This is a genomic window from Rhodosalinus sp. K401, from assembly GCF_041365735.1.
Lineage (GTDB): Bacteria > Pseudomonadota > Alphaproteobacteria > Rhodobacterales > Rhodobacteraceae > Rhodosalinus.
The window spans coordinates 13,202-34,727 of the sequence record NZ_JBGFSI010000005.1 but is presented as its reverse complement, the minus strand read 5'-3'; the positions used below and the strand labels follow the sequence as shown (position 1 = coordinate 34,727).

General features: G+C 68.8%; 21 protein-coding genes. 15 read left to right on the top strand and 6 right to left on the bottom strand.

Going from position 1 to position 21,526, the window contains the following annotated elements:
- Positions 1-343 precede the first annotated feature (343 nt).
- Together tsf and rpsB are read right to left on the bottom strand one after the other, a co-directional pair.
- A complete protein-coding gene (gene tsf / locus AB6A66_RS07630) occupies positions 344-1,219 on the bottom strand; it encodes a translation elongation factor Ts (protein WP_371038396.1) in 876 nt (291 codons plus the stop codon).
- 96 nt (positions 1,220-1,315) lie between these two features.
- On the bottom strand, positions 1,316-2,116 hold the full coding sequence (gene rpsB / locus AB6A66_RS07625; RefSeq protein ID WP_371038395.1) for a 30S ribosomal protein S2: 801 nt from the start codon (positions 2,114-2,116) through the stop codon (positions 1,316-1,318).
- Between the two features lie 202 nt (positions 2,117-2,318).
- Here rpsB and AB6A66_RS07620 point away from each other — a divergent pair, with 202 nt between their 5' ends.
- The 3 genes from AB6A66_RS07620 to AB6A66_RS07610 all read left to right on the top strand — a co-directional run bounded on the left by AB6A66_RS07620 (position 2,319) and on the right by AB6A66_RS07610 (position 4,954).
- Positions 2,319-3,215, top strand: coding sequence for a PfkB family carbohydrate kinase (locus AB6A66_RS07620; RefSeq protein WP_371055424.1), 897 nt, complete (start codon positions 2,319-2,321; stop codon positions 3,213-3,215).
- Complete coding sequence (locus tag AB6A66_RS07615) at positions 3,212-4,123, top strand: pseudouridine-5'-phosphate glycosidase (protein ID WP_371055423.1); 912 nt, start codon at positions 3,212-3,214, stop codon at positions 4,121-4,123. The genes AB6A66_RS07620 and AB6A66_RS07615 overlap by 4 nt, the downstream gene beginning before the upstream one ends.
- A gap of 87 nt (positions 4,124-4,210) precedes the next feature.
- Positions 4,211-4,954 carry a DUF502 domain-containing protein gene (locus AB6A66_RS07610; protein ID WP_371055422.1) on the top strand — a complete coding sequence of 248 codons (744 nt, stop codon included), beginning with the start codon at positions 4,211-4,213 and terminating at the stop codon, positions 4,952-4,954.
- A 40-nt stretch (positions 4,955-4,994) separates the two neighbouring features.
- Here the strand turns inward: AB6A66_RS07610 and AB6A66_RS07605 are convergent, their stop codons facing one another.
- Positions 4,995-6,041: a patatin-like phospholipase family protein gene (locus AB6A66_RS07605; protein ID WP_371055421.1), complete on the bottom strand. Its 1,047-nt coding sequence runs from the start codon at positions 6,039-6,041 to the stop codon at positions 4,995-4,997.
- A gap of 78 nt (positions 6,042-6,119) precedes the next feature.
- The gene (locus tag AB6A66_RS07600) at positions 6,120-6,893 is read right to left on the bottom strand and encodes a 3-hydroxybutyrate dehydrogenase (RefSeq protein ID WP_371055420.1); all 774 of its coding nucleotides are present in this window, start codon (positions 6,891-6,893) and stop codon (positions 6,120-6,122) included.
- Positions 6,894-7,178: 285 nt separating this feature from the next.
- Between AB6A66_RS07600 and AB6A66_RS07595 the strand changes: the two genes are divergently transcribed.
- Both AB6A66_RS07595 and AB6A66_RS07590 read left to right on the top strand, forming a co-directional pair.
- Positions 7,179-9,002: an extracellular solute-binding protein gene (locus AB6A66_RS07595; RefSeq protein WP_371055419.1), complete on the top strand. Its 1,824-nt coding sequence runs from the start codon at positions 7,179-7,181 to the stop codon at positions 9,000-9,002.
- Complete coding sequence (locus AB6A66_RS07590; RefSeq protein WP_371038388.1) at positions 9,002-9,121, top strand: entericidin EcnA/B family protein; 120 nt, start codon at positions 9,002-9,004, stop codon at positions 9,119-9,121. Before AB6A66_RS07595 ends, AB6A66_RS07590 begins: the two co-directional genes overlap by 1 nt.
- 16 nt (positions 9,122-9,137) lie before the next feature.
- Here AB6A66_RS07590 and AB6A66_RS07585 read toward each other — a convergent pair whose 3' ends face one another.
- Positions 9,138-9,761 (bottom strand): helix-turn-helix domain-containing protein, encoded by a 624-nt coding sequence (locus tag AB6A66_RS07585; RefSeq protein WP_371038387.1) that lies wholly within the window; start codon positions 9,759-9,761, stop codon positions 9,138-9,140.
- Positions 9,762-9,826: 65 nt separating this feature from the next.
- On the opposite strand from AB6A66_RS07585, the gene AB6A66_RS07580 reads away from it, so the two are divergent.
- The 5 genes from AB6A66_RS07580 to AB6A66_RS07560 all read left to right on the top strand — a co-directional run bounded on the left by AB6A66_RS07580 (position 9,827) and on the right by AB6A66_RS07560 (position 15,281).
- Complete coding sequence (locus AB6A66_RS07580; RefSeq protein WP_371055418.1) at positions 9,827-11,359, top strand: class I adenylate-forming enzyme family protein; 1,533 nt, start codon at positions 9,827-9,829, stop codon at positions 11,357-11,359.
- A complete protein-coding gene (locus AB6A66_RS07575) occupies positions 11,346-11,990 on the top strand; it encodes a DsbA family protein (protein WP_371055417.1) in 645 nt (214 codons plus the stop codon). The genes AB6A66_RS07580 and AB6A66_RS07575 overlap by 14 nt, the downstream gene beginning before the upstream one ends.
- A complete protein-coding gene (locus tag AB6A66_RS07570) occupies positions 11,987-12,436 on the top strand; it encodes an ion channel (protein WP_371055416.1) in 450 nt (149 codons plus the stop codon). Before AB6A66_RS07575 ends, AB6A66_RS07570 begins: the two co-directional genes overlap by 4 nt.
- Before the next feature lie 26 nt (positions 12,437-12,462).
- Complete coding sequence (locus tag AB6A66_RS07565; RefSeq protein WP_371038383.1) at positions 12,463-13,719, top strand: multidrug effflux MFS transporter; 1,257 nt, start codon at positions 12,463-12,465, stop codon at positions 13,717-13,719.
- Between the two features lie 347 nt (positions 13,720-14,066).
- Positions 14,067-15,281 carry an NADP-dependent isocitrate dehydrogenase gene (locus AB6A66_RS07560; protein ID WP_371038382.1) on the top strand — a complete coding sequence of 405 codons (1,215 nt, stop codon included), beginning with the start codon at positions 14,067-14,069 and terminating at the stop codon, positions 15,279-15,281.
- A 38-nt stretch (positions 15,282-15,319) separates the two neighbouring features.
- Here AB6A66_RS07560 and AB6A66_RS07555 read toward each other — a convergent pair whose 3' ends face one another.
- A complete protein-coding gene (locus AB6A66_RS07555; RefSeq protein ID WP_371055415.1) occupies positions 15,320-15,799 on the bottom strand; it encodes a hypothetical protein in 480 nt (159 codons plus the stop codon).
- 462 nt (positions 15,800-16,261) lie between these two features.
- On the opposite strand from AB6A66_RS07555, the gene AB6A66_RS07550 reads away from it, so the two are divergent.
- The 5 genes from AB6A66_RS07550 (at position 16,262) to AB6A66_RS07530 (ending at position 21,442) form a co-directional block, all read left to right on the top strand.
- On the top strand, positions 16,262-18,103 hold the full coding sequence (locus tag AB6A66_RS07550) for an SDR family NAD(P)-dependent oxidoreductase (RefSeq protein WP_371055414.1): 1,842 nt from the start codon (positions 16,262-16,264) through the stop codon (positions 18,101-18,103).
- 225 nt (positions 18,104-18,328) lie between these two features.
- Positions 18,329-19,231: an SDR family NAD(P)-dependent oxidoreductase gene (locus AB6A66_RS07545; protein WP_371055413.1), complete on the top strand. Its 903-nt coding sequence runs from the start codon at positions 18,329-18,331 to the stop codon at positions 19,229-19,231.
- Positions 19,232-19,278: 47 nt separating this feature from the next.
- Positions 19,279-20,616 (top strand): serine hydrolase domain-containing protein, encoded by a 1,338-nt coding sequence (locus AB6A66_RS07540; RefSeq protein ID WP_371055412.1) that lies wholly within the window; start codon positions 19,279-19,281, stop codon positions 20,614-20,616.
- 52 nt (positions 20,617-20,668) lie between these two features.
- The gene (locus tag AB6A66_RS07535) at positions 20,669-20,905 is read left to right on the top strand and encodes a hypothetical protein (RefSeq protein WP_371055411.1); all 237 of its coding nucleotides are present in this window, start codon (positions 20,669-20,671) and stop codon (positions 20,903-20,905) included.
- Positions 20,906-21,016: 111 nt separating this feature from the next.
- Positions 21,017-21,442: a DUF2267 domain-containing protein gene (locus tag AB6A66_RS07530; RefSeq protein ID WP_371055410.1), complete on the top strand. Its 426-nt coding sequence runs from the start codon at positions 21,017-21,019 to the stop codon at positions 21,440-21,442.
- Positions 21,443-21,526: the final 84 nt, after the last annotated feature.

The window sequence follows — 21,526 nt, the reverse complement described above, 5'->3', positions numbered from 1 at the left end:
CCCGATGGCGCACTGTGAGGGCGTTCGGGACGAGTTGGATCCGGTAGGATCACACCGACGGAGGCGCGCCACCACCCGTTCACCGGGGATGGCGCGCCCTCCGAAGGCCGGGGCATCAGTTACCGATACACCGGGCGCACGAAAGGCCCGGACACGGCCTGTGGGAGCTGTCCTCGCTTCATCCCCGTTTCAGGGGGCAGCACCCGGAAGCGGTGCCGGATGGCGGCGCCGCTTCCACCTGTCGACATCGCTGGAATGGCAGGCTCTTTTCGCGGCATGAAAAAAGGTGGGCGCGGCTGCCCGCACCCACCCTGAAGACGCTCGATCCGATGGACGGTTGCGTTCAGCCCTGCGCGGCCTTCGCGACCTCGGCGGCGAAATCCTCTTCCTTCTTCTCGATCCCCTCGCCCACTTCGAGGCGGAGGTAGCCGAGGATCTCCGCGCCGGCATCCGTCGCGGCCTCTTCGACGGTCTTGTCGGGATCGATGACGAAGGCCTGGCCGAGAAGCGTCACCTCGCCGAGGAACTTCTTCATGCGCCCCTCGATCATCTTCTCGATCACCTGCTCGGGCTTGCCGGATTCGCGGGCCTGCTCGCTCAGCACGGTGCGCTCGCGCTCCACCAGCGCCGGGTCGAGCTCGTCGGCATTCAGCGCCTGGGGCGACGCGGCGGCGATGTGCATCGCGACCTGGCGGCCGAAAGCCTCGTCACCGCCGGAAAGGGCCACGAGCACGCCGATCTTGCCCATGCCGTCCGCGGCGGCGTTGTGGACATAGGACACGACCACCGGGCCCTCGACCTTGGCCATCCGGCGCAGAGTCATGTTCTCGCCGATGGTGGCGATCTTGTCCGTGAGCGTCTCGGCCACGGTCTTGCCGCCAAGGTCGGCCGACGCCAGCGCGTCGATATCCGGCGCGTCGAGCGCGGCCTCGGCCACCTTGCCGACGAAGTCCTGGAATTCGGCGTTCTTCGCGACGAAGTCGGTTTCGGAGTTCACCTCCACCGCGACGCCCTTGCCATCGGCGACCTTGACGGCCACGAGCCCTTCGGCGGCGGTGCGGCCGGACTTCTTCGCGGCCTTGGCAAGACCCTTGGTGCGCAGCCAGTCGATCGCCTGCTCCATGTCGCCGCCCGTCTCGGTCAGCGCCTTCTTGGCGTCCATCATGCCTGCGCCGGTCATCTCGCGCAGTTCTTTCACCTGGGAAGCGGTGATTGCCATGTCGGCTTCTCCTTGCTCATATCCGGTTCAGGGCGCGATACCCGCGCCCTGTATCAGTCTTGCGACACTGTGCCCTGCGGGCGGGCGGCGCGCGCCTCAGCTTTCCGCGGGCTGCTGGCCTGCCGGCGCGCTGTCCTCGCCGGCCTCGGCCAGCGCCTCTTCCGCCGGCGCCTCGGCGAGCGCGCCCACATCGACGCCCGCGGCGCCAAGCTGGGCCGACATCCCGTCGAGCGCCGCGCGGCTCACCAGGTCGCAGTAGAGCGAGATGGCGCGGGCGGCGTCGTCGTTGCCCGGGATGATGTAATCCACGCCGTCGGGCGAGCAGTTGGTGTCCACGACCGCGACGACCGGGATGCCGAGCTTGTTGGCCTCGGCCACGGCGAGCGCTTCCTTCTTCACGTCGATGACGAAAAGCATGTCGGGCACGCCGCCCATCTCGCGGATGCCGCCGAGCGAGTCGTTGAGCTTCTGCTGCTCGCGCTCCATGCCGAGGCGCTCTTTCTTGGTCAGGCCCTCGAAGCCACCCTCGGCCTGCTCGTCGATGGATTTCAGGCGCTGGATCGACCGGCTGACGGTCTGCCAGTTGGTCAGCGTGCCGCCGAGCCAGCGGTGGTTCATGTAATACTGGGCGCATTTCTCGGCCGCTTCGGCGATCGGGCGCTGCGCCTGGCGCTTGGTGCCCACGAAAAGCACGCGGCCGTTCTTGGCCACCGTCTCGCGGATCGCGTTGAGCGCCGCGTCGAGCATCGGGACCGTCTGCGTCAGGTCGACGATGTGGATGCCGTTGCGGGCCCCGTAGATGAACGGCGCCATGCGCGGGTTCCAGCGCTGGGTCTGGTGGCCGAAATGCACGCCAGACTCGAGCAGCTGACGCATGGAGAACTCGGGAAGAGCCATGTCTTCATTCCTTTCCGGTTTGTCCTGGGCAGCGGCAATTCAGGGCATCTGCCCCAACCGGTGGACGCGCAGGGATGTCTCCCCTGCCCGCCCGGCCCCTGCCTGCGGGATTTGACGCCGCGCACATACCCCCTCGCGGCGCGTCGCGCAAGGGGCCACCGCGTGCTTGCGCGGGAATGCGCCATGGGCCAATAGACCGGCCATGAGCGCCGCGCGTCCCGACATCCTTTGCATCGGCTCCGTCCTCTGGGACGTGATCGGCCGCACGGCAAGCCACATGGCGCCGGGGTCCGACCTTCCCGGACGGATCGCCCGGGTGCCGGGCGGCGTGGCGCTCAACATCGCGGCGACGCTGGCCCGGCTGGGGCTGCGCCCGGCGCTGCTGAGCGCGGTGGGCCGGGATCCGGAAGGCGATGCGCTGATCGCCGAATGCGCGGCGCTCGGCCTCGAGACGCAGCATGTCTACCGCTCCGACGATCTGCCCACCGATCGCTACATGGCGATCGAGGGCGCGAACGGCCTCGTTGCGGCCATCGCGGATGCGCACTCGCTCGAGGCCGCGGGCGACAAGATCCTGCGCCCGCTTCTCGCCGGGCCGCTCGGGCGCGCAGAGGCGCCCTGGTCCGGCATGGTGGCGCTCGACGGCAACCTGACGCAGGCGCTTCTGGAACGCATCGCCACCGACCCCGCCTTCGCCGCGGCCGATCTTCGCGTGGCGCCCGCCTCGCCCGGCAAGGCCGAGCGCCTCCTGCCCTTCCTGTCCCATGGCGGCGCGGCGCTTTACCTCAACCGCAGCGAGGCGGAGATCCTGGACGGACGCGCCTTCGCATCGGCCGAAGAGGCCGCGCTGCGGCTGGTCGCGCGCGGCGCGCGGCGCGTCGTCGTGACCGACGGGGCGCGGCCCGCCTGCGCCGCGTCGGCGGAGGCGGTCGTCGTCGCATCCCCGCCCGCGGTGATGGTCACCCGCGTCACCGGGGCGGGGGACGCCTTCATGGCCGCGCATATCGCGGCCGAGCGCGCGGGCGCGGACGACGCGGCGGCGCTGGACCGCGCGCTCGGGGCGGCCGCCCTTCACGTTGCCGGGGAGACACCGCTGTGAGACATCCCGACATCGCCCCCGAGGTGGCCGCGGCGCTGGACGCCCGCCGCCCGGTCGTCGCGCTCGAAAGCACGATCGTGACCCATGGGCTGCCGCGTCCCCGCAACCTCTCCCTCGCGCGCGAGGTCGAGGCGACGGTGCGCGCGGAAGGCGCGGTGCCCGCAACCGTCGCCGTGCTGGACGGCCGGCTCAGGGTCGGGCTGTCGGACGCAGAGCTTGCCCGGCTCGCCCGGTCGGAGGGGGTGGCCAAGCTCTCGCGCGCCGATCTTGCGGCCTGCATGGCCACCGGCGGCACCGGCGCGACGACGGTCGCGGCCACCATGATCGCCGCGGCCCGGGCGGGCATCGCCGTCTTCGCCACGGGGGGCATCGGCGGCGTCCACCGGGGGTGGGAGAGCAGCCTCGACATTTCCGCCGACCTGCAGGAACTGGCGCAAACCCCGGTGACCGTCGTGGCCGCCGGCGCGAAGGCGATCCTCGATCTGCCGACCACGCTGGAGGTGCTCGAAACCCTGGGCGTGCCGGTGATCGCCGTGGGCCAGGACGAGTTTCCGGCCTTCTGGTCGCGCCGGTCGGGCCTCTCCGCGCCGCTGCGCATGGACGATCCCGCCGCGATCGCCCGCGCGCACCGGACGCGCGCCGCGCTCGGCCTCGCCGGCGGGCAGCTCGTGGCCAACCCGGTGCCGGATGAGGCGGAAATCCCCGCCGAGGAGATCGCGCCCCTCATCGCTCGGGCGGCCGCCGAGATCGCGGCGCGCGGGGTGACCGGCAAGGCGGTGACCCCTGCCCTGCTCGCCCGCCTGCTCGAGCTGACCGACGGGCGCACGCTCGAAGCCAACGCCGCGCTCGTGCTGAACAACGCACGCCTGGGCGCCCGGATCGCCCGGGAATTGACCGGGATGGCCTGAAATGGTTCCCCACTGCTCCGCCCGGCATTGTCCGCAACGGCGAAAGTGCCTAGCTTCGCGTGGCAAGCGCGCAGCCGGGTCACAGCGATGAAGACGCCGTTCGAAGAAGAGCTTCAGCCAAAGCCGCGCAAGCCGGGCTTCTTCGCCAGCTTGCGGGCCAGTTTCCTCACGGGCATTGTGGTGATCGCGCCGATCGGGCTGACTGTCTGGCTGATCTGGACCGCGATCGGCTGGGTCGACAGCTTCGTGCTGCCCTTCGTGCCCGACGCCTACCAGCCCGAAGAGTTCTTCAAGCGTATCTTCGGCCCGGAGACCAACATAAACGTCCGCGGCATCGGCGTGGTCGTGTTCCTGCTTTTCACGGTCTTCGTGGGCTGGATCGCCAAGGGTGTGATCGGGCGCGCGCTGATCCGCTGGGCCGAACATCTCGTGCACCGGATGCCCGTGGTCCGCTCGATCTATTCCGGCGTCAAGCAGATCGCAGAGACGATCTTCGCCCAGTCCGAACGCAGCTTCGAGACCGCCTGCCTGGTGCAGTATCCGCGCCGGGGGATCTGGGCGATCGGCTTCATTTCGACCTCCACCAAGGGCGAGGTGGCGCAGAAGGCCGAGACGGGCGGCGACCTTCTGTCGGTGTTCGTCCCGACGACGCCGAACCCCACCTCCGGGTTCCTCCTGTTCTTCCCGAAGGAAGACGTCATCGAGCTCGACATGTCGATCGAGGATGCCGCGAAGCTCGTGATCTCGGCCGGCCTCGTCTACCCCAACGCCAAGGATCCCACGCGCCCGGCGCGTACCGCGCCGGAGCCCGCGCCCCGCGCCGCGGAGTAACCCCCCCGTTCGGGGGCCGTCCCGCGCGCCTGCGCGCGCCTCAGCTGCCGTACATCTTCTCGAGCTCGACCGTCTGGCGGCGGTTCAGGTCGTCCTTGTGACGGGCCAGGAAATCGTCGGCCGCGATCCGGCCCGCCGCCTTCAGCTCTGCGATGACCGAGGGCAGCGGCACCATCTTCGTCGCCACCGAGAGCCGGTTCATCAGCGCGTCGTCGGCGATCATGTGCACGAGCACCCGCTTCATGCGGCCCTCGGGCATCCGCCCCTCCTCGATGAGGCGCTGTACGAAGGCGATGGCGCGCAGTTCCCTCAGAAGCGAGGAGTTGAAGCTGATCTCGTTGATCCGGTTCTGGATCTCCTGCGCCGAGCGCGGGATCGTGTCGCGGTTGAGCGGGTTGATGTTGATGACCACGACGTCGTCCGGCAGGGCCGGGTCGAAGAGCGGGAAAAGCGCCGGGTTGCCGGTATAGCCGCCATCCCAGAAATGTTCTGGCTCTCCCGTTTCCGGGTCGACGACCTCGACCGCCTCAAAGAGCGTCGGCAGGCAGGCCGAGGCGAGGATCGACTCGGTCGAGATCCCGTCGCCGGTGAAGACCCGCACCTTGCCCGTCCGCACATTCGTCGCGCAGACGCACAGCTGCGGGCCGCTTTGGGCGCAGACCTCCTCGTAGTCGAATTTCTCCACGATCGACCGCAACGGGTTGGCGTAGAAGGGCCCCAACGCGTAGGGAGAGATCACGCGCGACCAGCTTTCGAGCGCCGAGAAGGGCAGCGAGTTCGCCATGAGCCGGGCGGAGACCCCGGCATCCGGCAGGAAGCCCTGCATCCAGGACGGCATGCGGAAGTCGCTGACCGCGCCGAGCCGGCCCCAGAGCCAGGCAAGCATGTCCTTTGCGCCCTCGCGCCCGCCCTCCAGCAGCCCGGATTTGAGCGCGGCCCCGTTGAGCGCGCCCGCCGAGGTGCCCGAGATACCGGCGATCTCGATATCCGGTTCCTCCAGAAGCCGATCGAGCACACCCCAGGTGAAGGCGCCATGCGCGCCGCCGCCCTGAAGCGCGAGGTTGATCCGTTTGATATCGCCTGCCATGCCCCGCCGGCGGGCGTGGCGCATTGCCCGTCCCGCCTCTGTCCTCGTCGTCCTCGGTCTCCGGCCAGATGGACCGTTTCAGAGCGCCGTCCAGCCCCCGTCCACGCTGATCGTGGTGCCCGTGATCTGCGCCGCGGCGTCCGAACACAGGAAGACGGCCGTGCCGCCCAGCTCTTCCACGGTGGCGAATTCCTTCGAGGGCTGCCGCTCGAGCATCACCTGCTCGATCACCTCCTCCCGGCTCATGTCGTATTCCTTCATGGTGTCGGGGATCTGGTCCTCGACCAGGGGGGTGAGCACGTAGCCGGGGCAGATCGCGTTGGCCGTGATCGGCTCGCGCGCGGTCTCGAGTGCGGTGACCTTGGTAAAGCCCACCATCCCGTGCTTGGCCGCGACATAGGCGCCCTTGTAGGGCGAGGCCGTCAGCCCGTGGGCGCTGGCGATATTGATGATGCGCCCCCAGCCGGCCTTGCGCATCAGGGGCAGCGCCGCGGCGGTCGTGTGGAACGTCGAGCTGAGATTGATCGCGATGATCGCGTCCCACTTCTCCACCGGGAACTCCTCGATGGCGGCGACGTGCTGGATGCCGGCGTTGTTCACCAGGATGTCGCAGGCGCCTGCCGTCTCGACCAGCGCCCGGCACTGGTCGGGCTTGGCCATGTCGGCGCTGACGTAGCGCGCCGTCACGCCGAACTCCTCGCCGATCTCGCGCGCGAGGTCGTGATCCTCTTCCCGGTCGGTGAAGGAGTTGAGAATCACCGAGGCGCCGGCGCGGGCGAGTTCCCGCGCGACGCCGAGGCCGATTCCCGAGGTCGAGCCCGTCACGATCGCCGTCTTTCCGTTCAGCGACATCCCAATGCCCTCCGTGTGGTTTTGCGCGCGCAGCATGCCACGCGGCGCCCCGGATACAAGGGCCGGCGGCGCAGGGCGGGACATGACATACGCACAAAAAAAACGCCGGCACGAGGCCGGCGTTCAGTTATTGAGGCAGGTTTCATACAGGCAAGAAACCTATCGAGCAGTGCCCTCTGTATATTCAATTTCGCGCCGGCGTCCAAGCTAAAAGTTTGAAAACCCATCGAAGCCCGGCTACCCTCGGCGCCAAGAAAACAAGGGCAGAGCAGGATTGTCCACGAAATGGACCCGAATTCTTTCCGGGCGCTGAGGTGCTGCGCGGCCGTCGTCGCGGTCGCAGCCGGGATCGGTGGGGCCGCGGCCGAGCCGACCCATGGCATAGCTATGTATGGCGAGCCCGCGCTCCCACCCGATTTTGTGTCGCTGCCCTACGCCAACCCCGACGCGCCCAAGGGGGGGCGCATCGCGTTCGGAGAGACCGGGGGGTTCGACACGCTCAATCCGTTCACGCTGAAGGGGACCGCGCCCTGGCAGCTGCGCTTCCTGGCCTACGAGTCCCTCATGGGGCGAAACTGGGACGAGCCGTTCTCCCTTTACGGGTTGCTCGCCGAATCGGTCGAGGTCGGACCGGACCGGGGCTGGGTGGAATTCACGCTTCGGCCCGAGGCGCGATTCTCCGATGGAAGCCCCGTCACGGTGGAGGATGTGCTCTGGTCCTACGAAACGCTCGGGACGGAGGGGCACCCGCGCTACCACGGATTCTGGAGCCAGGTGGCCCGGGCCGAGGCGACGGGGCCGCGCACCGTGCGCTTCACCTTCACCGCCGACAACCCGGAACTCGCCCTGCTCGCCGGGTTGCGCCCGATCCTGAAGAAGGCGCAATGGGACGGCAGCGATTTCGCCGCGGCGCGACTGGACGAGATCCCCCTCGGCACCGCGCCCTATCGGGTCACCGATTTCGAGCCGGGCCGCTACGTCGTGCTGTCGCGCGATCCCGACTACTGGGGCCGCGACCTGCCCTTCCGCCGCGGCACCGACAATCTGGACACCATCCGGCTGGAGTATTTCGGCGACGACACCGCCCTTTTCGAGGCGTTCAAGTCGGGGCTTCTGAACGTCCACCGGGAGTTCAACGCCGAGACGTGGGAGGCGCAATACGACTTTCCCGCCGTCCGGCGCGGCGATGTGGTGAAATCCGTCATCCCGCACGAACGCCCCTCGGGCATGACCGGTTTCGTTATGAACACCCGGCGCGAGATCTTCGCGGACTGGCGCGTGCGCGAGGCGCTGATCACCGCCTTCAACTTCGAGGCGATCAACGACACGATGACCGGCGGGCGCCAGCCCCGGATCACCTCCTATTTCTCGAACTCCGAGCTTGCCATGCGCCCGGGCCCGGCCGAGGGGCTCGTGCGCGACTATCTCGCGCCCTTCGCCGACGCGCTTCCGCCCGGCACGATCGAGGGATACGCCCTGCCCGTCTCGGACGGCACGGCGCGCAACCGGTCGGGGCTGCGCCGCGCCGGGGCGCTGCTCGACGAGGCGGGATGGACGGTGGGCGACGACGGGGTCCGCCGCAACGCGGACGGAGATCCCTTTCGCTTCGAGGCGCTGCTGCGCCAGGGCGGCCAGGAGCATCAGTCGATCATGGACATCTACGCCCGCGCGCTCGAGCGTCTGGGCATCGCGGTGGACATCGTCGCCGTGGACGACGCGCAGTATACCCAGCGCACGACCGGCTTCGACTTCGACATGACGCCCTACCGCGTGGGCCTGTCGCTCTCGCCCGGGACCGAACAGCGGCTCTACTGGTCGTCCGAGGCCGCCGACACGCCCGGGTCCCGGAACTGGATGGGAATGCGCTCGCCGGCCGCGGAGGCCACGATCGAACGGCTTCTGAACGCCGGGAGCCGCGAGGAATTCCTCGCGGCGACCCGCGCGCTCGACCGGATCCTGACGGCCGGGCGTTACGTGATCCCGCTCTACCAGTGGAACGTGAGCCGGATCGCCCATGCAAGCGACCTGCATTACCCCGAAACGCTGCCGATCTACGGGGACTGGGCGGGCTTCCTGCCCGATGTCTGGTGGTACGAAGAGGTGGAGTGATGACACGACTGATCGCCCTGGCCGCCCTTTGCGCGGCGCTTGCGGGATGCGGCACGATCGACGGAGTCGGGCAGGACATCTCGGGCGCGGCGCGCACCGTCGAGGGCTGGATGCGGTGACCCGCTGACGCGACACTCAACCAAGCGACGTGACCCACAGGATGGTCGCGTCCTCGGGGCTTGTCGACACCACGTTGTGCCCCATGGCCGCGTCGTAATAGGCGCTGTCGCCGCGGCGCATCTCCACCGGTTCGTAAAACTCGGTGTAAAGCCGGATGACGCCGGTCAGCACGTAGAGGAACTCTTCCCCGTCGTGGCGCACCCAGCCATCGAACTCTTCCATCGCGCGCGCCCGGATGCGCGCGCGGTAGGGCAGCATCGCCTTGTTCCGCAGCGGCTCGGCGAGAAGCTCGTGCTCGTAGGTCGTGGTGGCCTGCGCCTGCCCCTCGCCCGCCCGCGTGAGCGCCATGCGTCCCGTCACCTGGTCGTGCCGCGGCGGCGTGAAGAGCTGCGGCACGGAAATCCGGAGCCCGGTGGCCAGCTTCTTGAGCGCGTCGTAGGTGGGCGACATCTGCCCGTTCTCGATCTTCGAGAGGGTGGAGCGGGCGAGCCCCGCCTGCCGCGCCGCCTGCTCGAGCGTCCATCCCTGCGCGGTCCTGAGCTCCCGCACGCGCCGGCCGAGGTCGAGCGGTTCGGGCACGTCCTCGGCCCCGCGCTCGCGGGCGATCCGGATCAGCGCGCGGGGGTCGGACGGCGGCATGGACGCTCTATAGGGCCGCGCCCGGATGCTTGCAACCGGACCGGGCCGCGCTTACCCAATGAGGGATGCTTTCGCTTTGCGATCAGGGGCCCTGGCCCGCGTGTCCCGCGCCCTTCAACCTGGCGGACCATGTGCTCGCGGGCGGGCTGGCGGCGCCCGACAAGATCGCGCTCGCGGTGCTGGGGGCATCGCGCGCCGAACGCTGGAGCTTCGCGCGGCTCCGCGCGGCGGCGCTCGGCACCGGGACGGGGCTGCTGGAGGCGGGACTCGCCCACGGCGACAGGGTTCTCCTCCGGCTCTCCAACACCGTGGATTTCCCGCTCGCCTTCCTGGGCGCGGTGGCGGTGGGGATCGTCCCGGTGCCCGTCTCGGCCGCGCTGACGGCGGGCGAGGTGGCGCGCATCGCCCGGACGGTCGGGCCCGCCGCGATCCTCGCCGACCCCGCCCTGCCCTGCCCCGAGGACGGACCGCGCCGGATCGGTCTCGAGGCGCTCCGCGCCATGCGCGCGCGGCCCGAGGCCGCGCCGGTCAAGGGAGACCCGGAGCGGCTTGCCTACATCGTTTTCACCTCGGGCACCTCGGGCGCGCCGCGGGCGGTGATGCACGCCCATCGCGCCGTCTGGGCACGCGGCATGATGCGCGAGGGCTGGTACGGGCTCACACCCCGCGACCGGTTGCTGCACGCGGGTGCCTTCAACTGGACCTACACGCTGGGCACCGGGCTCCTCGATCCCTGGACCGCGGGCGCCACCGCCCTCATTCCCGAGGCGGGCACGGCGCCCGAGGCGCTGCCGCTCCTGATCCGCCGCCATGACGCGACGATCTTCGCTGCATCTCCGGGGGTTTACAGGAAACTTCTGAAGCACTGGCCGGAGGACGCACCCGCGCCGCGATTGCGTCACGGACTGTCGGCCGGCGAGAAACTGACCGAGGCGACCCGCACCGCATGGGAGGCCGCCACCGGCACCGCCGTGCACGAGGCGTTCGGGATGTCGGAATGCTCCACCTTCATCTCGGGGGCGCCGGGCGTGCCTGCGCCTCCCGGCACGCTGGGACGGCCTCAGCCGGGGCGCCGGGTCGCCATCCTCGGGCCCGACGCGGCGCCCGTGGCGATGGGCGAGACGGGCACCATCGCCGTCTCGCGCCGCGATCCGGGGCTCATGCTCGGCTACCTGGGCGCCAAGGCCGAGACAGAGGCGCGGTTTTCCGGCGAGTGGTTCCTGACCGGCGATCTGGGCGTCATGGGCGCGGACGGCTCCATCACCTGTCACGGCCGGGCCGACGACCTGATGAACGCGGGCGGGGTGCGCGTGGCCCCGCAGGAGGTCGAGGCCGCGCTCGCCGCCTTCCCCGGCGTCGATGCGCTCGCCGTCACGGATGTCGCGCTCAAGGACCAGGTGCGGGTCATCGCCTGCTTTTACACTGCGCGCGATCCGATTGACGAAAAAGCCTTTTCGGCCTTCGCCGCCGAGCGCCTTGCGCGCTGGAAACAACCCCGGCTCTATGTCCGCCGGACCGATCTTCCGACCGGACCGAACGGCAAGCTGAGCCGCAAGGCGCTACGCGCCGAATGGAGGACATCCGATGGTCAAGCTTGACATCATTTCAGATCCCGTCTGCCCCTGGTGCTATATCGGCAAGGTGCAGCTCGACCGTGCGCTCGAGGCCGCGCCCGACCACCCCTTCACGGTGGAATGGCACCCCTTCCAGCTCAATCCCGACATGCCGGCCGAGGGGATGGACCGGCGCGACTACCTGCGGGCCAAGTTCGGTGGCGAGGAGGGCGCCGCCAAGGTTTACGCCGAGGTCGCCGATGCGGCGGAAGCCGCTGGCCTCGCGCTCGATCTCGGCGCGATCCGGCGCCAGCCCAACACGCTCGACGCGCACCGGCTGATCCATTGGGCGGGGATCGAGGGCCGGCAGACGGCGGCCGTCTCGGCCCTCTTCGCCGCCTATTTCAAGGAAGGCCGGGACATCGGCGACCGGGAGACCCTGGCCGATATCGCCGACCGGATCGAGATGGACGCCTCCGTGGTGCACCGGCTGCTGGAGTCCGACGCCGATGTCGAGGAAACGCGCGCCCGCGAGCGCGCCGCGCGCGAGATGGGCGTGACCGGCGTTCCGACCTTCATCGTCGGCGGTCAGCACGCCGTCCCGGGCGCGCAGCCGCCCGAGCTCTGGGCGCGGGTGATCGCGGAGCTGGGAGCCGAAGGAGCGCGGGAAGGTTGAGGGCCGGAAGTCTCTTCACGCTGCTTCTGACGCTGGCCGCGGTGATCGCCGCGGGCACGGTCGTCTTTCGCTACGTCGAGGGGTGGAGCTGGGTCGACAGCTACTTCTTCACCGTGGTGACGCTGTCGACCGTGGGCTACGGGTCGCTGGTGCCGCAGACCGTCCTGGGCAAGATCGCCACCACGGTCTTCATCTTCGTGGGGCTGGGCATCTTCGCCGTCGCGATCCAGCGCATCGGCAGCTACGCGCTGGACATGCGCCACCGCAACGCCGAATGGCTGGTCGCGCGGCTCGACCATCACGACCACCATGCGCGCCGGGACGGCAAGCAGCACCCGGCGGAGGACGAGCACGACACCGCGAACCTGTCGAGCGCCCCGCCGGCCGACAGCCCCGCCCGTGGCCCCGATGCCCCGCCGCCCCGCGCCCCCGACAAGGAGGACTGAGGCGCATTGCGGCGTTGAGCCGCGCCATGGCGGCTGGCGGCCTCTCGCACGCCATGCTAGCGGCCATCGCCATGCCGCCGAGCCGCCTGCACCCCGTCGAGTTCATCGCGCTGATGGCGATGATTTTCGCCACCGTCGCCTTTTCCGTCGACGCGATGCTGCCGGCCATGCCCGAGATCGCTGCCACGCTCAGTCCCGAGGCGCCGAACCTCGCACAGCTCGTCGTCACCGCCTTCGTTCTGGGCATGGGGCTCGGCACATTCGTGACCGGCCCGCTTTCCGACAGCTACGGGCGCAAGCCGGTGATCCTGGCCGGCGCCGGGCTCTACATCGTGGGCGCCGCGCTGGCCTGGGCCGCGCCCACGATCGAGCTGCTTCTGGCCGCACGGCTCGTGCAGGGGCTCGGCGCGGCCGGGCCGCGCGTGGTCACGCTCGCCATCATCCGAGACCTCTACTCCGGCGAACGCATGGCGCGAACTATGAGCTTCGTGCTGATGGTCTTCGCCGTCGTGCCCGCGCTCGCGCCGCTTCTCGGGGCCGGGATCATCGCGGTCGCGGGCTGGCGCGAGATCTTCGCGGCCTTCATCGCGTTCGCCGCCGTTTCGTCGCTGTGGATGCTTCTGCGGCTGCGCGAGACGCTGCCGCGCGACCGGCGCCTGCCCTTCCGGCGCGAAAGCTTCGCGCGGGCGCTCTCGGAGATCGCGGGCAACCCCCGTGTCCGTCTCGCGATCCTCGTGCAGGGGCTCTGCTTCGGGATGCTCTTCACGATGCTCTCGACGGTGCAGCAAGTCTACGACCTGACCTTCGGCCGGGCCGACAGCTTTCCCTACTGGTTCGCCGCGATCGCCGTCGTGGCCGCCGGCGCGAACCTCGCCAACGCGGCGGCGGTGATGCGGCTGGGGATGCGCAGGCTCATCACCGGGGCGCTTGCCGCGCAGGTGGTGCTGTCGGGCGCGATGATCCTGCTCGGTCTCTTTCCGCCGGCGGAGCCCGTGTTCTTCGGCGCGTTCGTGATCTGGCAGGCGTCGATCCTGGTGCAGACCGCGCTGACCCTCGGCAACGTCAACGCGCTCGCCATGGAGCCGCTCGGCCATATCGCGGGCGTCGCGTCGAGCGTGATCGGCGCCGTGGCGACCGTGGTCGCGGTGACGCTGGCGGTGCCCACGGGGCTACTTTTCGACGGCACGCCGTTGCCGATCGCGGCGGGGATTTTCGTCATGGCGTCGGTCGCGCTGGGGCTCATGGTCCGGATCCGGACGCTCGAGGCGCGCATGTGCGCCTGACGGCGGACGCCACGCATGTATACACTGGCATACTGTCTGGCCAGCGCACGGCCGATGCGCTAAGAGGCGGGCAAACGACTCGGCACCCGGAAGGAGGGACGCATGGCCAAGATCAAGGTGGACAACCCCGTCGTGGAGCTCGACGGCGACGAGATGACCCGCATCATCTGGGATTTCATCAAGAAGAAGCTGATCCTGCCCTACCTCGATATCGATCNACGCTCGAGGCGCGCATGTGCGCCTGACGGCGGACGCCACGCATGTATACACTGGCATACTGTCTGGCCAGCGCACGGCCGATGCGCTAAGAGGCGGGCAAACGACTCGGCACCCGGAAGGAGGGACGCATGGCCAAGATCAAGGTGGACAACCCCGTCGTGGAGCTCGACGGCGACGAGATGACCCGCATCATCTGGGATTTCATCAAGAAGAAGCTGATCCTGCCCTACCTCGATATCGATCTGCTCTACTACGATCTCGGCATCGAGGAGCGCGACCGCACCGAGGACCAGATCACCGTCGACGCCGCCGAGAAGATCAAGGAGATCGGCGTCGGCGTGAAATGCGCCACCATCACCCCCGACGAGGCCCGGGTGGAGGAGTTCGGCCTCAAGAAGATGTGGCGCAGCCCCAACGGCACGATCCGCAACATCCTGGGCGGCGTGGTCTTCCGCGCGCCCATCATCTGCCGCAACGTCCCCCGCCTCGTGCCGGGCTGGACCCAGCCCATCGTGATCGGCCGCCACGCCTTCGGCGACCAGTACCGCGCCACCGATTTCCGGATGCCCGGTCCCGGCAAGCTCACGATCCGCTTCGAGGGCGAGGACGGCGAGGTGATCGAGCGCGAGGTCTACCAGTCGCCCGGCGCCGGCGTGGCGATGGCGATGTACAACCTCGACGACTCGATCCGCGACTTCGCGCGCGCCTCGATGAACTACGCGCTCGACATGGGCTGGCCGCTCTACATGTCCACCAAGAACACCATCCTCAAGGCCTATGACGGCCGCTTCAAGGACCTCTTCCAGGAGGTCTTCGAGCAGGAGTTCGAGGCGAAGTTCAAGGAAAAGGGCATCACCTACGAGCATCGCCTGATCGACGACATGGTCGCCTGCGCCATGAAGTGGAACGGCGGCTTCGTCTGGGCCTGCAAGAACTACGACGGCGACGTGCAGTCCGACACGGTGGCGCAGGGCTTCGGCTCGCTCGGGCTGATGACCTCGCAGCTGATGACGCCGGATGGCAAGATCGTGGAGGCCGAGGCCGCCCACGGCACGGTGACCCGCCATTACCGCCAGCACCAGAAGGGCGAGGAGACCTCCACGAACTCCATCGCCTCGATCTTCGCCTGGACCGGCGGGCTCAAGCACCGCGCCAAGCTCGACGGCAACGAGGAGCTGCGCCACTTCGCCGAAACGCTGGAACGCGTGGTGATCGAGACGGTGGAGGCGGGCCACATGACCAAGGACCTCGCCCTGCTCGTCGGGCCCGACCAGGGCTGGCTCACCACGATGGGCTTCCTCGAGAAGGTGGACCAGAACCTCGACAAGGCGCTCGGCGCCTGACCGGGTAAGGGCGGCGGCCGGGCCCGTGACGGGCCCGGTCAGCCCGCGCCCGACTTCCGGGCTTTCGCCTGTCGCTGCGCGCGCTCGGCTTCGAGCGCCGCGTTCAGGATCTTCTTGATATAGGTCATGCTGGCCAAGGTGCCGGGGCGCAGGATCTCCGAAGCGTGCGGCGTGGCGCTCCAGTGGCCCCGCGCGTCCTTCTGCGCGACCTTCATCTCCTTGAGCCTGGCGAGCTTCCGGCGCACGGTTTCGTGGGGGATGCCCATGGACAGCACGATCAACAGCGCGTTCGCCGGGGTGTGGGTGCCCCGCCCCTCGGCGGTGTCGAGCAGCGTATTGCGCCATTCGTCCCGTTCCAAATCCGCGGCGACGGCGGCGAGCACCAGCATCGCGTCGAGATCGCCACCGAAGAGCGCGCGGAGCTCCGTGAGCAGCCGCACGAAGGCCGCGACGTGCTTGGGGTGAAGCGTGTCGAGCCGTTCCTCGACCCAGTCGCGCGTGATCTTCGCTGGCAGCATGCACGTCCCCGGCCATGCTCAGAATGGGCACTGTCTGACGCCGGGTAAGCGACCTCCACTACACACTGGCTGCGCCAAAGGTGGAGACTCGGATGCGGTCTTTTGCGACAGCGCTTTTCCTCTGCGCTGCGACCGCCGCGGCGCTGGGTCCCGCCGCCTTGTCCACCCCCGCCCTGGCGCAGGACGTCTCGACGGCGGATTCCTACGTCAACCAGACGATCGAGGCCGTGCGCATCCGCATCGCGAACCCGAGCCGCAACCCGGGCGTGAACGCGTGGGTCGAGGAGGCCTATGTCGGCATCATCGGTGGGCGCACCGACACGGCGGGCAACCGGTTTTCCTACAACCTGTCGGCCGGGCGGCAGCGCTTCACGCTGGCGAACGGCTTACTGATCGCCAACACCGCCTCCAACGGCGGGGAGCGCGCCGCGCTCCAGGCCAAAGCGCGCTGGGGCGGCGGACATGCTCGCCCTCGCGCAGTTCCACTACAACGAGGCCAGGCGCGAGTTCTTCTATCTCGACCCCGACGAGCTGCGCGTGATCGACAGCGAGACGCGCTACCTCGGCGCGAACCTGGAGCTGCGCCCGCAAGACGGGCTGGATCTCGGCCTCAGCTACCTGACGGTGCCCGAGTCGAACTTCAGCTACTTCGGGCCGCTCAGCGCGCCCGTCGGCACCCGCGAGGGGCTGCAGGTCTACGACGCGCGCTTCACCTTCCGGCCCAATGCCGCGACCGAGGCGGGCCCCTTGTTCGGCGCGGAATACGCGGTGCAGCGCAACCGCAACTTCGACATGGACGCGCGCGCGGGCTGGGCGGATATCGGCTACAGCTGGCCGCAGGCGGCATGGTCGCCCAGCGTGAGCTACCGGTTCGCGCGCTTCTCCGGGGACGACCCCGACACCGCCACCTACGAGCGGTGGGACCCGATGCTCTCGGGCGGCACGGGGGAACAATGGGTGCAGGGCGCCAACCACTTCAAGGTCGTCCAGGACAGCAACGTGATCGCCCACCGCATCCAGGTGCACTTTCGCCCCAGCCCGAAGGTCGAGATCGTACCGCAGCTCTGGGCCTTCTACGCCGACAGCGAAACCTATATCGGCGGCAACCCCGCGCTCAGCTTCCTCGACGGCACGGAATACGGCTTCGAAGCGAACGTGACCGCCAAGTGGTTCGTGAGCCGCAACACATACGTGCACGGCACATCGCCCACACCGTGCCCGGCGAGGCCACCAAGCGGGCGCTGGGCAGCACGGCGAAATCCTGGCCGAGCGTCATGCTGTTCGTCCGCCACTCCTTCTGGCCCCTCATCTGAAAGGGATACGGATATGCATAGACGGGACATGCTGAAATTCGGCGGTGCGGCTGCCGCGGGCGGCTTCGTGGCGACGCAAAAGGCCAGCGCACAGGGCGAAGGCGAGGCCGAAGTGCCGCCGATCGGCGGCTATGCCCGCGAGCGCAGCGACGTGACCCCCGAGCTTGCGCAGCTTCGCGATATCCAGCCGATGCCCGACGATTACTTCACACCGCACCGGTTCGCCGGAAAAACCGTGATCGTGACGGGCTGCGCCCGTGGGCTTGGACGGGTCGCCTGCCTTCGTTTGGCGCGCGAGGGCGCCAGCTTGATCGGCGTGGACTCGATCGAGGATCTCGGACGGGAAACCGTCGACCTCATCACCGAGCAAGGCGGCAATGCCCGTTTCCTCGCGGGGGATGTCGGCAGCAAGGAAACCTGTGACCACATGGTCGAACTGGCGGTCGCGACCTTCGGGAGCCTGGATGCGGCGCTGAACAATACCGGCGTCATGGACGGCGCCTCCCCGGGCGATCCCGTCGATTTCGAGAACCAGCGCGACCTCCTTTGCGCGCCGATCCACGAGGCGACGCTCGACGACTGGGAGAACGTCTTCCGGAGCAATGCCCGCGGCGTCTTCCTGTCGATGCGCGCCGAACTCCGCCAGATGATCGCGCAGGGAAGTGGCGGCTCGATTGTCAATGTGGGCTCCATCGCGGGCCTCACCGGCCTTTCCGGTAACCCCGCCTACTCCGCGTCGAAGCATGCCGTCACGGGGCTCACGCGGAACGCGGCCCTCGATTACGCGCCCTACGGCATCCGGGTGAACTCGGTAAACATGGCCGCGACCGACACGCCGATGATCCGGCGCGCCGACGAGATCGTCGCCCTGTCGAACGCGGCGGCACCGAACCCCGGCAGGGGCCGAACGAAGACAGCGTCGATCCTGGCCTTCGCGGACGAGAACGGGCGCCCGTCCACCGTGGCCGAGCAGGTGTCGATGATGTGCTAGCTTCTCTCGCCCGAAGCCGGAAACATGACCGGCAGCGCTTTTTTGCCACCGACGGCGGCTGGACCGCCTACTAACCAGGGAACCTCCTCATGATACGCAGAAACCTGCTGAAATCCCTCGGCCTCGCCGCGGCGGGCGGCGCCGGCGGCCTCACGCTGAGCCGGGCCGAGGCGCAGCAACTGAACGAAGGACTGGGCCTAACCCTGGGATCCGCAGGATCCGGAGGTGCCCGGCCGCATGAACCTCGCCCGCGTGCCGGAGGATTACTTCATGCCCGGCCGCTTCGCGGGCAAGACCGTCATCGTCACGGGCGCGGCGCGCGGCATGGGCGCCGACGCCGCCCGCCGCCTCGCGCGCGAAGGCGCGAACGTCGTCGGCAACGACATCCTCGAGGAGTTCGGCGCCGAGACCATCCAGTCGATCCGCGACGAGGGGCTGACCGCGACCTTCGTCGGCGGCGACATCACCGACGAGGCGGTCTGCGAGGAGATGGTGCGGGTCTGCGTGTCCGGCTACGGCAGCCTCGACGCCGCCATCAACAACGCGGGCGTCATGGATGCGCTGCACCCCGACGAGCCCATCGACTACGTCAACCAGCGCGACCGGCTGATGGCGCGCATCCACGAGGCCGGCAACGAATACTGGCGGCGCGTGATGGACGTGAACGTCACCGGCACCTTCTACTGCCTGCGCTACCAACTGCGGCAGATGATGGAGCAGGGCACCGGCGGCTCGATCGTCAACGTGGCCTCCGTCGCCGGCATCCGGGGCTTCGGCGGCACGCCGCCCTACGTCGCGTCGAAGCACGCCATGCAGGGCCTGACCAAGAACGCGGCCATCGACTACGCGCCCTTCGGCATCCGCGTGAACTCGGTCGGGATGGGCACCACGATCACCCAGATGTTCGAACGCGCCTTCGAGATCATCCGGCAGCGGCTGGCGTCGGGCTACAAGGATACCGGCATCTCGCTGGCCAAGATCAACAGCCTGTTGCAACCGAGCGACCAGAACGGCACCGGCTCCACCCCGGCCGAGCAGGTGGCGATCATGCTCTTCCTGCTTTCGCCGGAGGCGTCGAACATCACCGGGGCGACCTACAAAACCGACGGCGGCTTCACGATCTTCTGAAATCGAAGCAAACTGTCGTCGCCAAGCCAGTCACGGGGGAGCGAGGAATGCCGAACCAGATCAACATATCCCGGTACGCCGCGGGGGCTCTCGTCGTCGCGGCGGGCCTCGCCGCGACGGCGGCCCCAGCCCAGGAGACGCTCGACGCGCGCCAATCCGATCCGCGGGTCATGGGATGGATGCAGGGCTTCCCGCCCCCGCCCGACAAGCTGATCACGCAACCAGATTCCAACTATTTCAGCTTTCCGAAGCTGCGCTGGTCGGTCTGCCACCTCCGCGAATTCCTGCCCACCGAGCAGATCAGCCGGGGCCTCGGCGCACCGAAGCCGCTCGACTACCCGCCGCCGCACGCATTCGCCGCGATGCGCGCGGAGATCGACGCGCTGACCTTCCTGCCGATGGACAGCGACGACGAGATGACGTGGGAAGACTCGCTCTACGCCAACTATACCGACGGGATGCTCATCATCCACGAGGGCCGCGTCGTCTACGAACGCTACTTCGGCTGCCTCGAGGCGGACGGCAAGCACGCCGCCATGTCCATGACGAAATCGGTCACCGGGTTGCTGGCCGAGATCATGGTCGTCGAGGGCGCGCTGGACGACACGGCCCTCGTGCGCGACATCATCCCCGAGATCGGCGAAAGCGCCTTCGCGACGGCGACGGTACGCCAGGTCATGGACATGACGACGGGCGTGCAATATTCGGAGGATTATTCCGATCCGAACGCCGACATCTGGCGCTATTCGGCCGCTGCGAGCCCCCTGCCGAAGCTCGAGGGCTACGAAGGGCCTGACGGCTACTGGGAATACCTCCAGCAAGTGAAGCCCGAGGGCGCGCACGGCGACGCCTTCCATTACAAGACGATCAACTCCGACATGCTCGGCTGGATCATCAGCCGCGTCTCGGGCAAGTCCGTGACCGAGCTCGCATCGGAACGACTCTGGCGGCCGATGGGCGCCGAGCAGGACGCCTATCAGACGGTGGACGGCAAGGGCGTGCCCTTCGCCGGCGGCGGACTCACCGCCGGTCTGCGCGACCTCGGGCGGCTCGGCCTCCTGATGCTTGACGAGGGCGAGATCTTCGGCGAGCGCCTGTTCCCGGCCGAGGTGGTGAAGAATATCCGCGCCGGCGGCGACCCGGCCAAGTTCCAGGGTTTCCCGACGATTCCGAACGGCAGCTACACCAGCCAGTGGTGGGTCTTTCACAACGAGAACGGGGCCTTCGCCGCACGCGGCGTGCATGGGCAGACGATCTATGTCGACCCCGCGGCCGACATGGTGCTCGTCCGCTTCGCGTCCTTTCCGCAGGCGCAGAACGGGTTCATCGATCCGACATCGCTGCCTGCCTACCAGGCCGTCGCCGACCATCTGATGGCACGATGACCCGCCGCGCGTTCCCGGTCGCCCCTGGTCTGGGCGGAAAGGCCCCTTCGCGATGGCCGCGGGGCTGTTCGGCCCGGTTCTGGCGGTCACCTGTGCCAAGGCCTTCGCGGGAGTCGTCTCGGAGGAGATCGGGCGCGGCGGAAAGAGCCCGAGGGCGAACTTCCGGTCGGCCTCGCGTCACGCCCGCCCGACCCTTATTGCAGCGAACCCCCCGAGCCTTATGTTGCGCGCGGCCGGTTTCGGCGGCATCGGCGTCGCGCTCGCCGGGATGAAATACATCCTCCACTGAGCGCGCCGCCGTGGACGGCCGGGACCCGCACCCGCGTGTTGCCCGCTGTCAATGCGGGGCGCGCGCGGCAGGGCTAGCCTCCGCTCCGGATCGAGCCTGAGGGAGCCCACCATGACCACCACCGGACTTGCCACGATCGACACCGCGCCGCAGGTTTTCGCCGAGTGGCTGAACGCCCTTTGCCACGATCTCGGCTGGCGCGAAAATGGCCGCGCCTACCTGCTCTTGCGCAGCACGCTTCACGCGCTTCGCGATTTCCTGACCATCGACGAGGCGGCGCAGCTCGCCGCGCAGCTTCCCGTGCTGGTGCGCGGGGTCTACTACGACGGGTGGGATCCGTCGGGAACGCCGTTCAAGCCGCGCAACAAGTCCGATTTCCTGGCCCGGATCGAGGCGCATTTCGACAAGACGCCGCTCGACGACACCGAGCGCGCGGTCATGGCCGTCTTCGACCTGCTGGAGCGTCGGGTGTCGGAAGGCGAGATCGCGCAGGTGCGCCATGCGCTGCGCAGGCCGCTGCAGGAGCTTTGGGACTGAGCCGGCAGGAAAAAGGGGGACCCGAAGGCCCCCCGTGAGTTTCGCAGTCCAGGCTTGTATTCACCGCTCGGATTTCTCGCCTGT

Excerpts from the sequence above, each read along its gene's own strand:
- rpsB (WP_371038395.1), bottom strand. The coding sequence starts at position 2,116 with ATGGCTCTTCCCGAGTTCTCCATGCGTCAGCTGCTCGAGTCTGGCGTG.
- tsf (WP_371038396.1), bottom strand. The coding sequence starts at position 1,219 with ATGGCAATCACCGCTTCCCAGGTGAAAGAACTGCGCGAGATGACCGGC.
- AB6A66_RS07595 (WP_371055419.1), top strand. The coding sequence starts at position 7,179 with ATGGACCCGAATTCTTTCCGGGCGCTGAGGTGCTGCGCGGCCGTCGTC.
- AB6A66_RS07565 (WP_371038383.1), top strand. The coding sequence starts at position 12,463 with ATGGCGGCTGGCGGCCTCTCGCACGCCATGCTAGCGGCCATCGCCATG.
- AB6A66_RS07530 (WP_371055410.1), top strand. The coding sequence starts at position 21,017 with ATGACCACCACCGGACTTGCCACGATCGACACCGCGCCGCAGGTTTTC.
- AB6A66_RS07605 (WP_371055421.1), bottom strand. The coding sequence starts at position 6,041 with ATGGCAGGCGATATCAAACGGATCAACCTCGCGCTTCAGGGCGGCGGC.
- AB6A66_RS07610 (WP_371055422.1), top strand. The coding sequence starts at position 4,211 with ATGAAGACGCCGTTCGAAGAAGAGCTTCAGCCAAAGCCGCGCAAGCCG.
- AB6A66_RS07535 (WP_371055411.1), top strand. The coding sequence starts at position 20,669 with ATGGCCGCGGGGCTGTTCGGCCCGGTTCTGGCGGTCACCTGTGCCAAG.
- AB6A66_RS07590 (WP_371038388.1), top strand. The coding sequence starts at position 9,002 with ATGACACGACTGATCGCCCTGGCCGCCCTTTGCGCGGCGCTTGCGGGA.
- AB6A66_RS07620 (WP_371055424.1), top strand. The coding sequence starts at position 2,319 with ATGAGCGCCGCGCGTCCCGACATCCTTTGCATCGGCTCCGTCCTCTGG.
- AB6A66_RS07600 (WP_371055420.1), bottom strand. The coding sequence starts at position 6,893 with ATGTCGCTGAACGGAAAGACGGCGATCGTGACGGGCTCGACCTCGGGA.
- AB6A66_RS07540 (WP_371055412.1), top strand. The coding sequence starts at position 19,279 with ATGCCGAACCAGATCAACATATCCCGGTACGCCGCGGGGGCTCTCGTC.
- AB6A66_RS07580 (WP_371055418.1), top strand. The coding sequence starts at position 9,827 with ATGCTTTCGCTTTGCGATCAGGGGCCCTGGCCCGCGTGTCCCGCGCCC.
- AB6A66_RS07550 (WP_371055414.1), top strand. The coding sequence starts at position 16,262 with ATGCTCGCCCTCGCGCAGTTCCACTACAACGAGGCCAGGCGCGAGTTC.
- AB6A66_RS07560 (WP_371038382.1), top strand. The coding sequence starts at position 14,067 with ATGGCCAAGATCAAGGTGGACAACCCCGTCGTGGAGCTCGACGGCGAC.
- AB6A66_RS07555 (WP_371055415.1), bottom strand. The coding sequence starts at position 15,799 with ATGCTGCCAGCGAAGATCACGCGCGACTGGGTCGAGGAACGGCTCGAC.
- AB6A66_RS07585 (WP_371038387.1), bottom strand. The coding sequence starts at position 9,761 with ATGCCGCCGTCCGACCCCCGCGCGCTGATCCGGATCGCCCGCGAGCGC.
- AB6A66_RS07575 (WP_371055417.1), top strand. The coding sequence starts at position 11,346 with ATGGTCAAGCTTGACATCATTTCAGATCCCGTCTGCCCCTGGTGCTAT.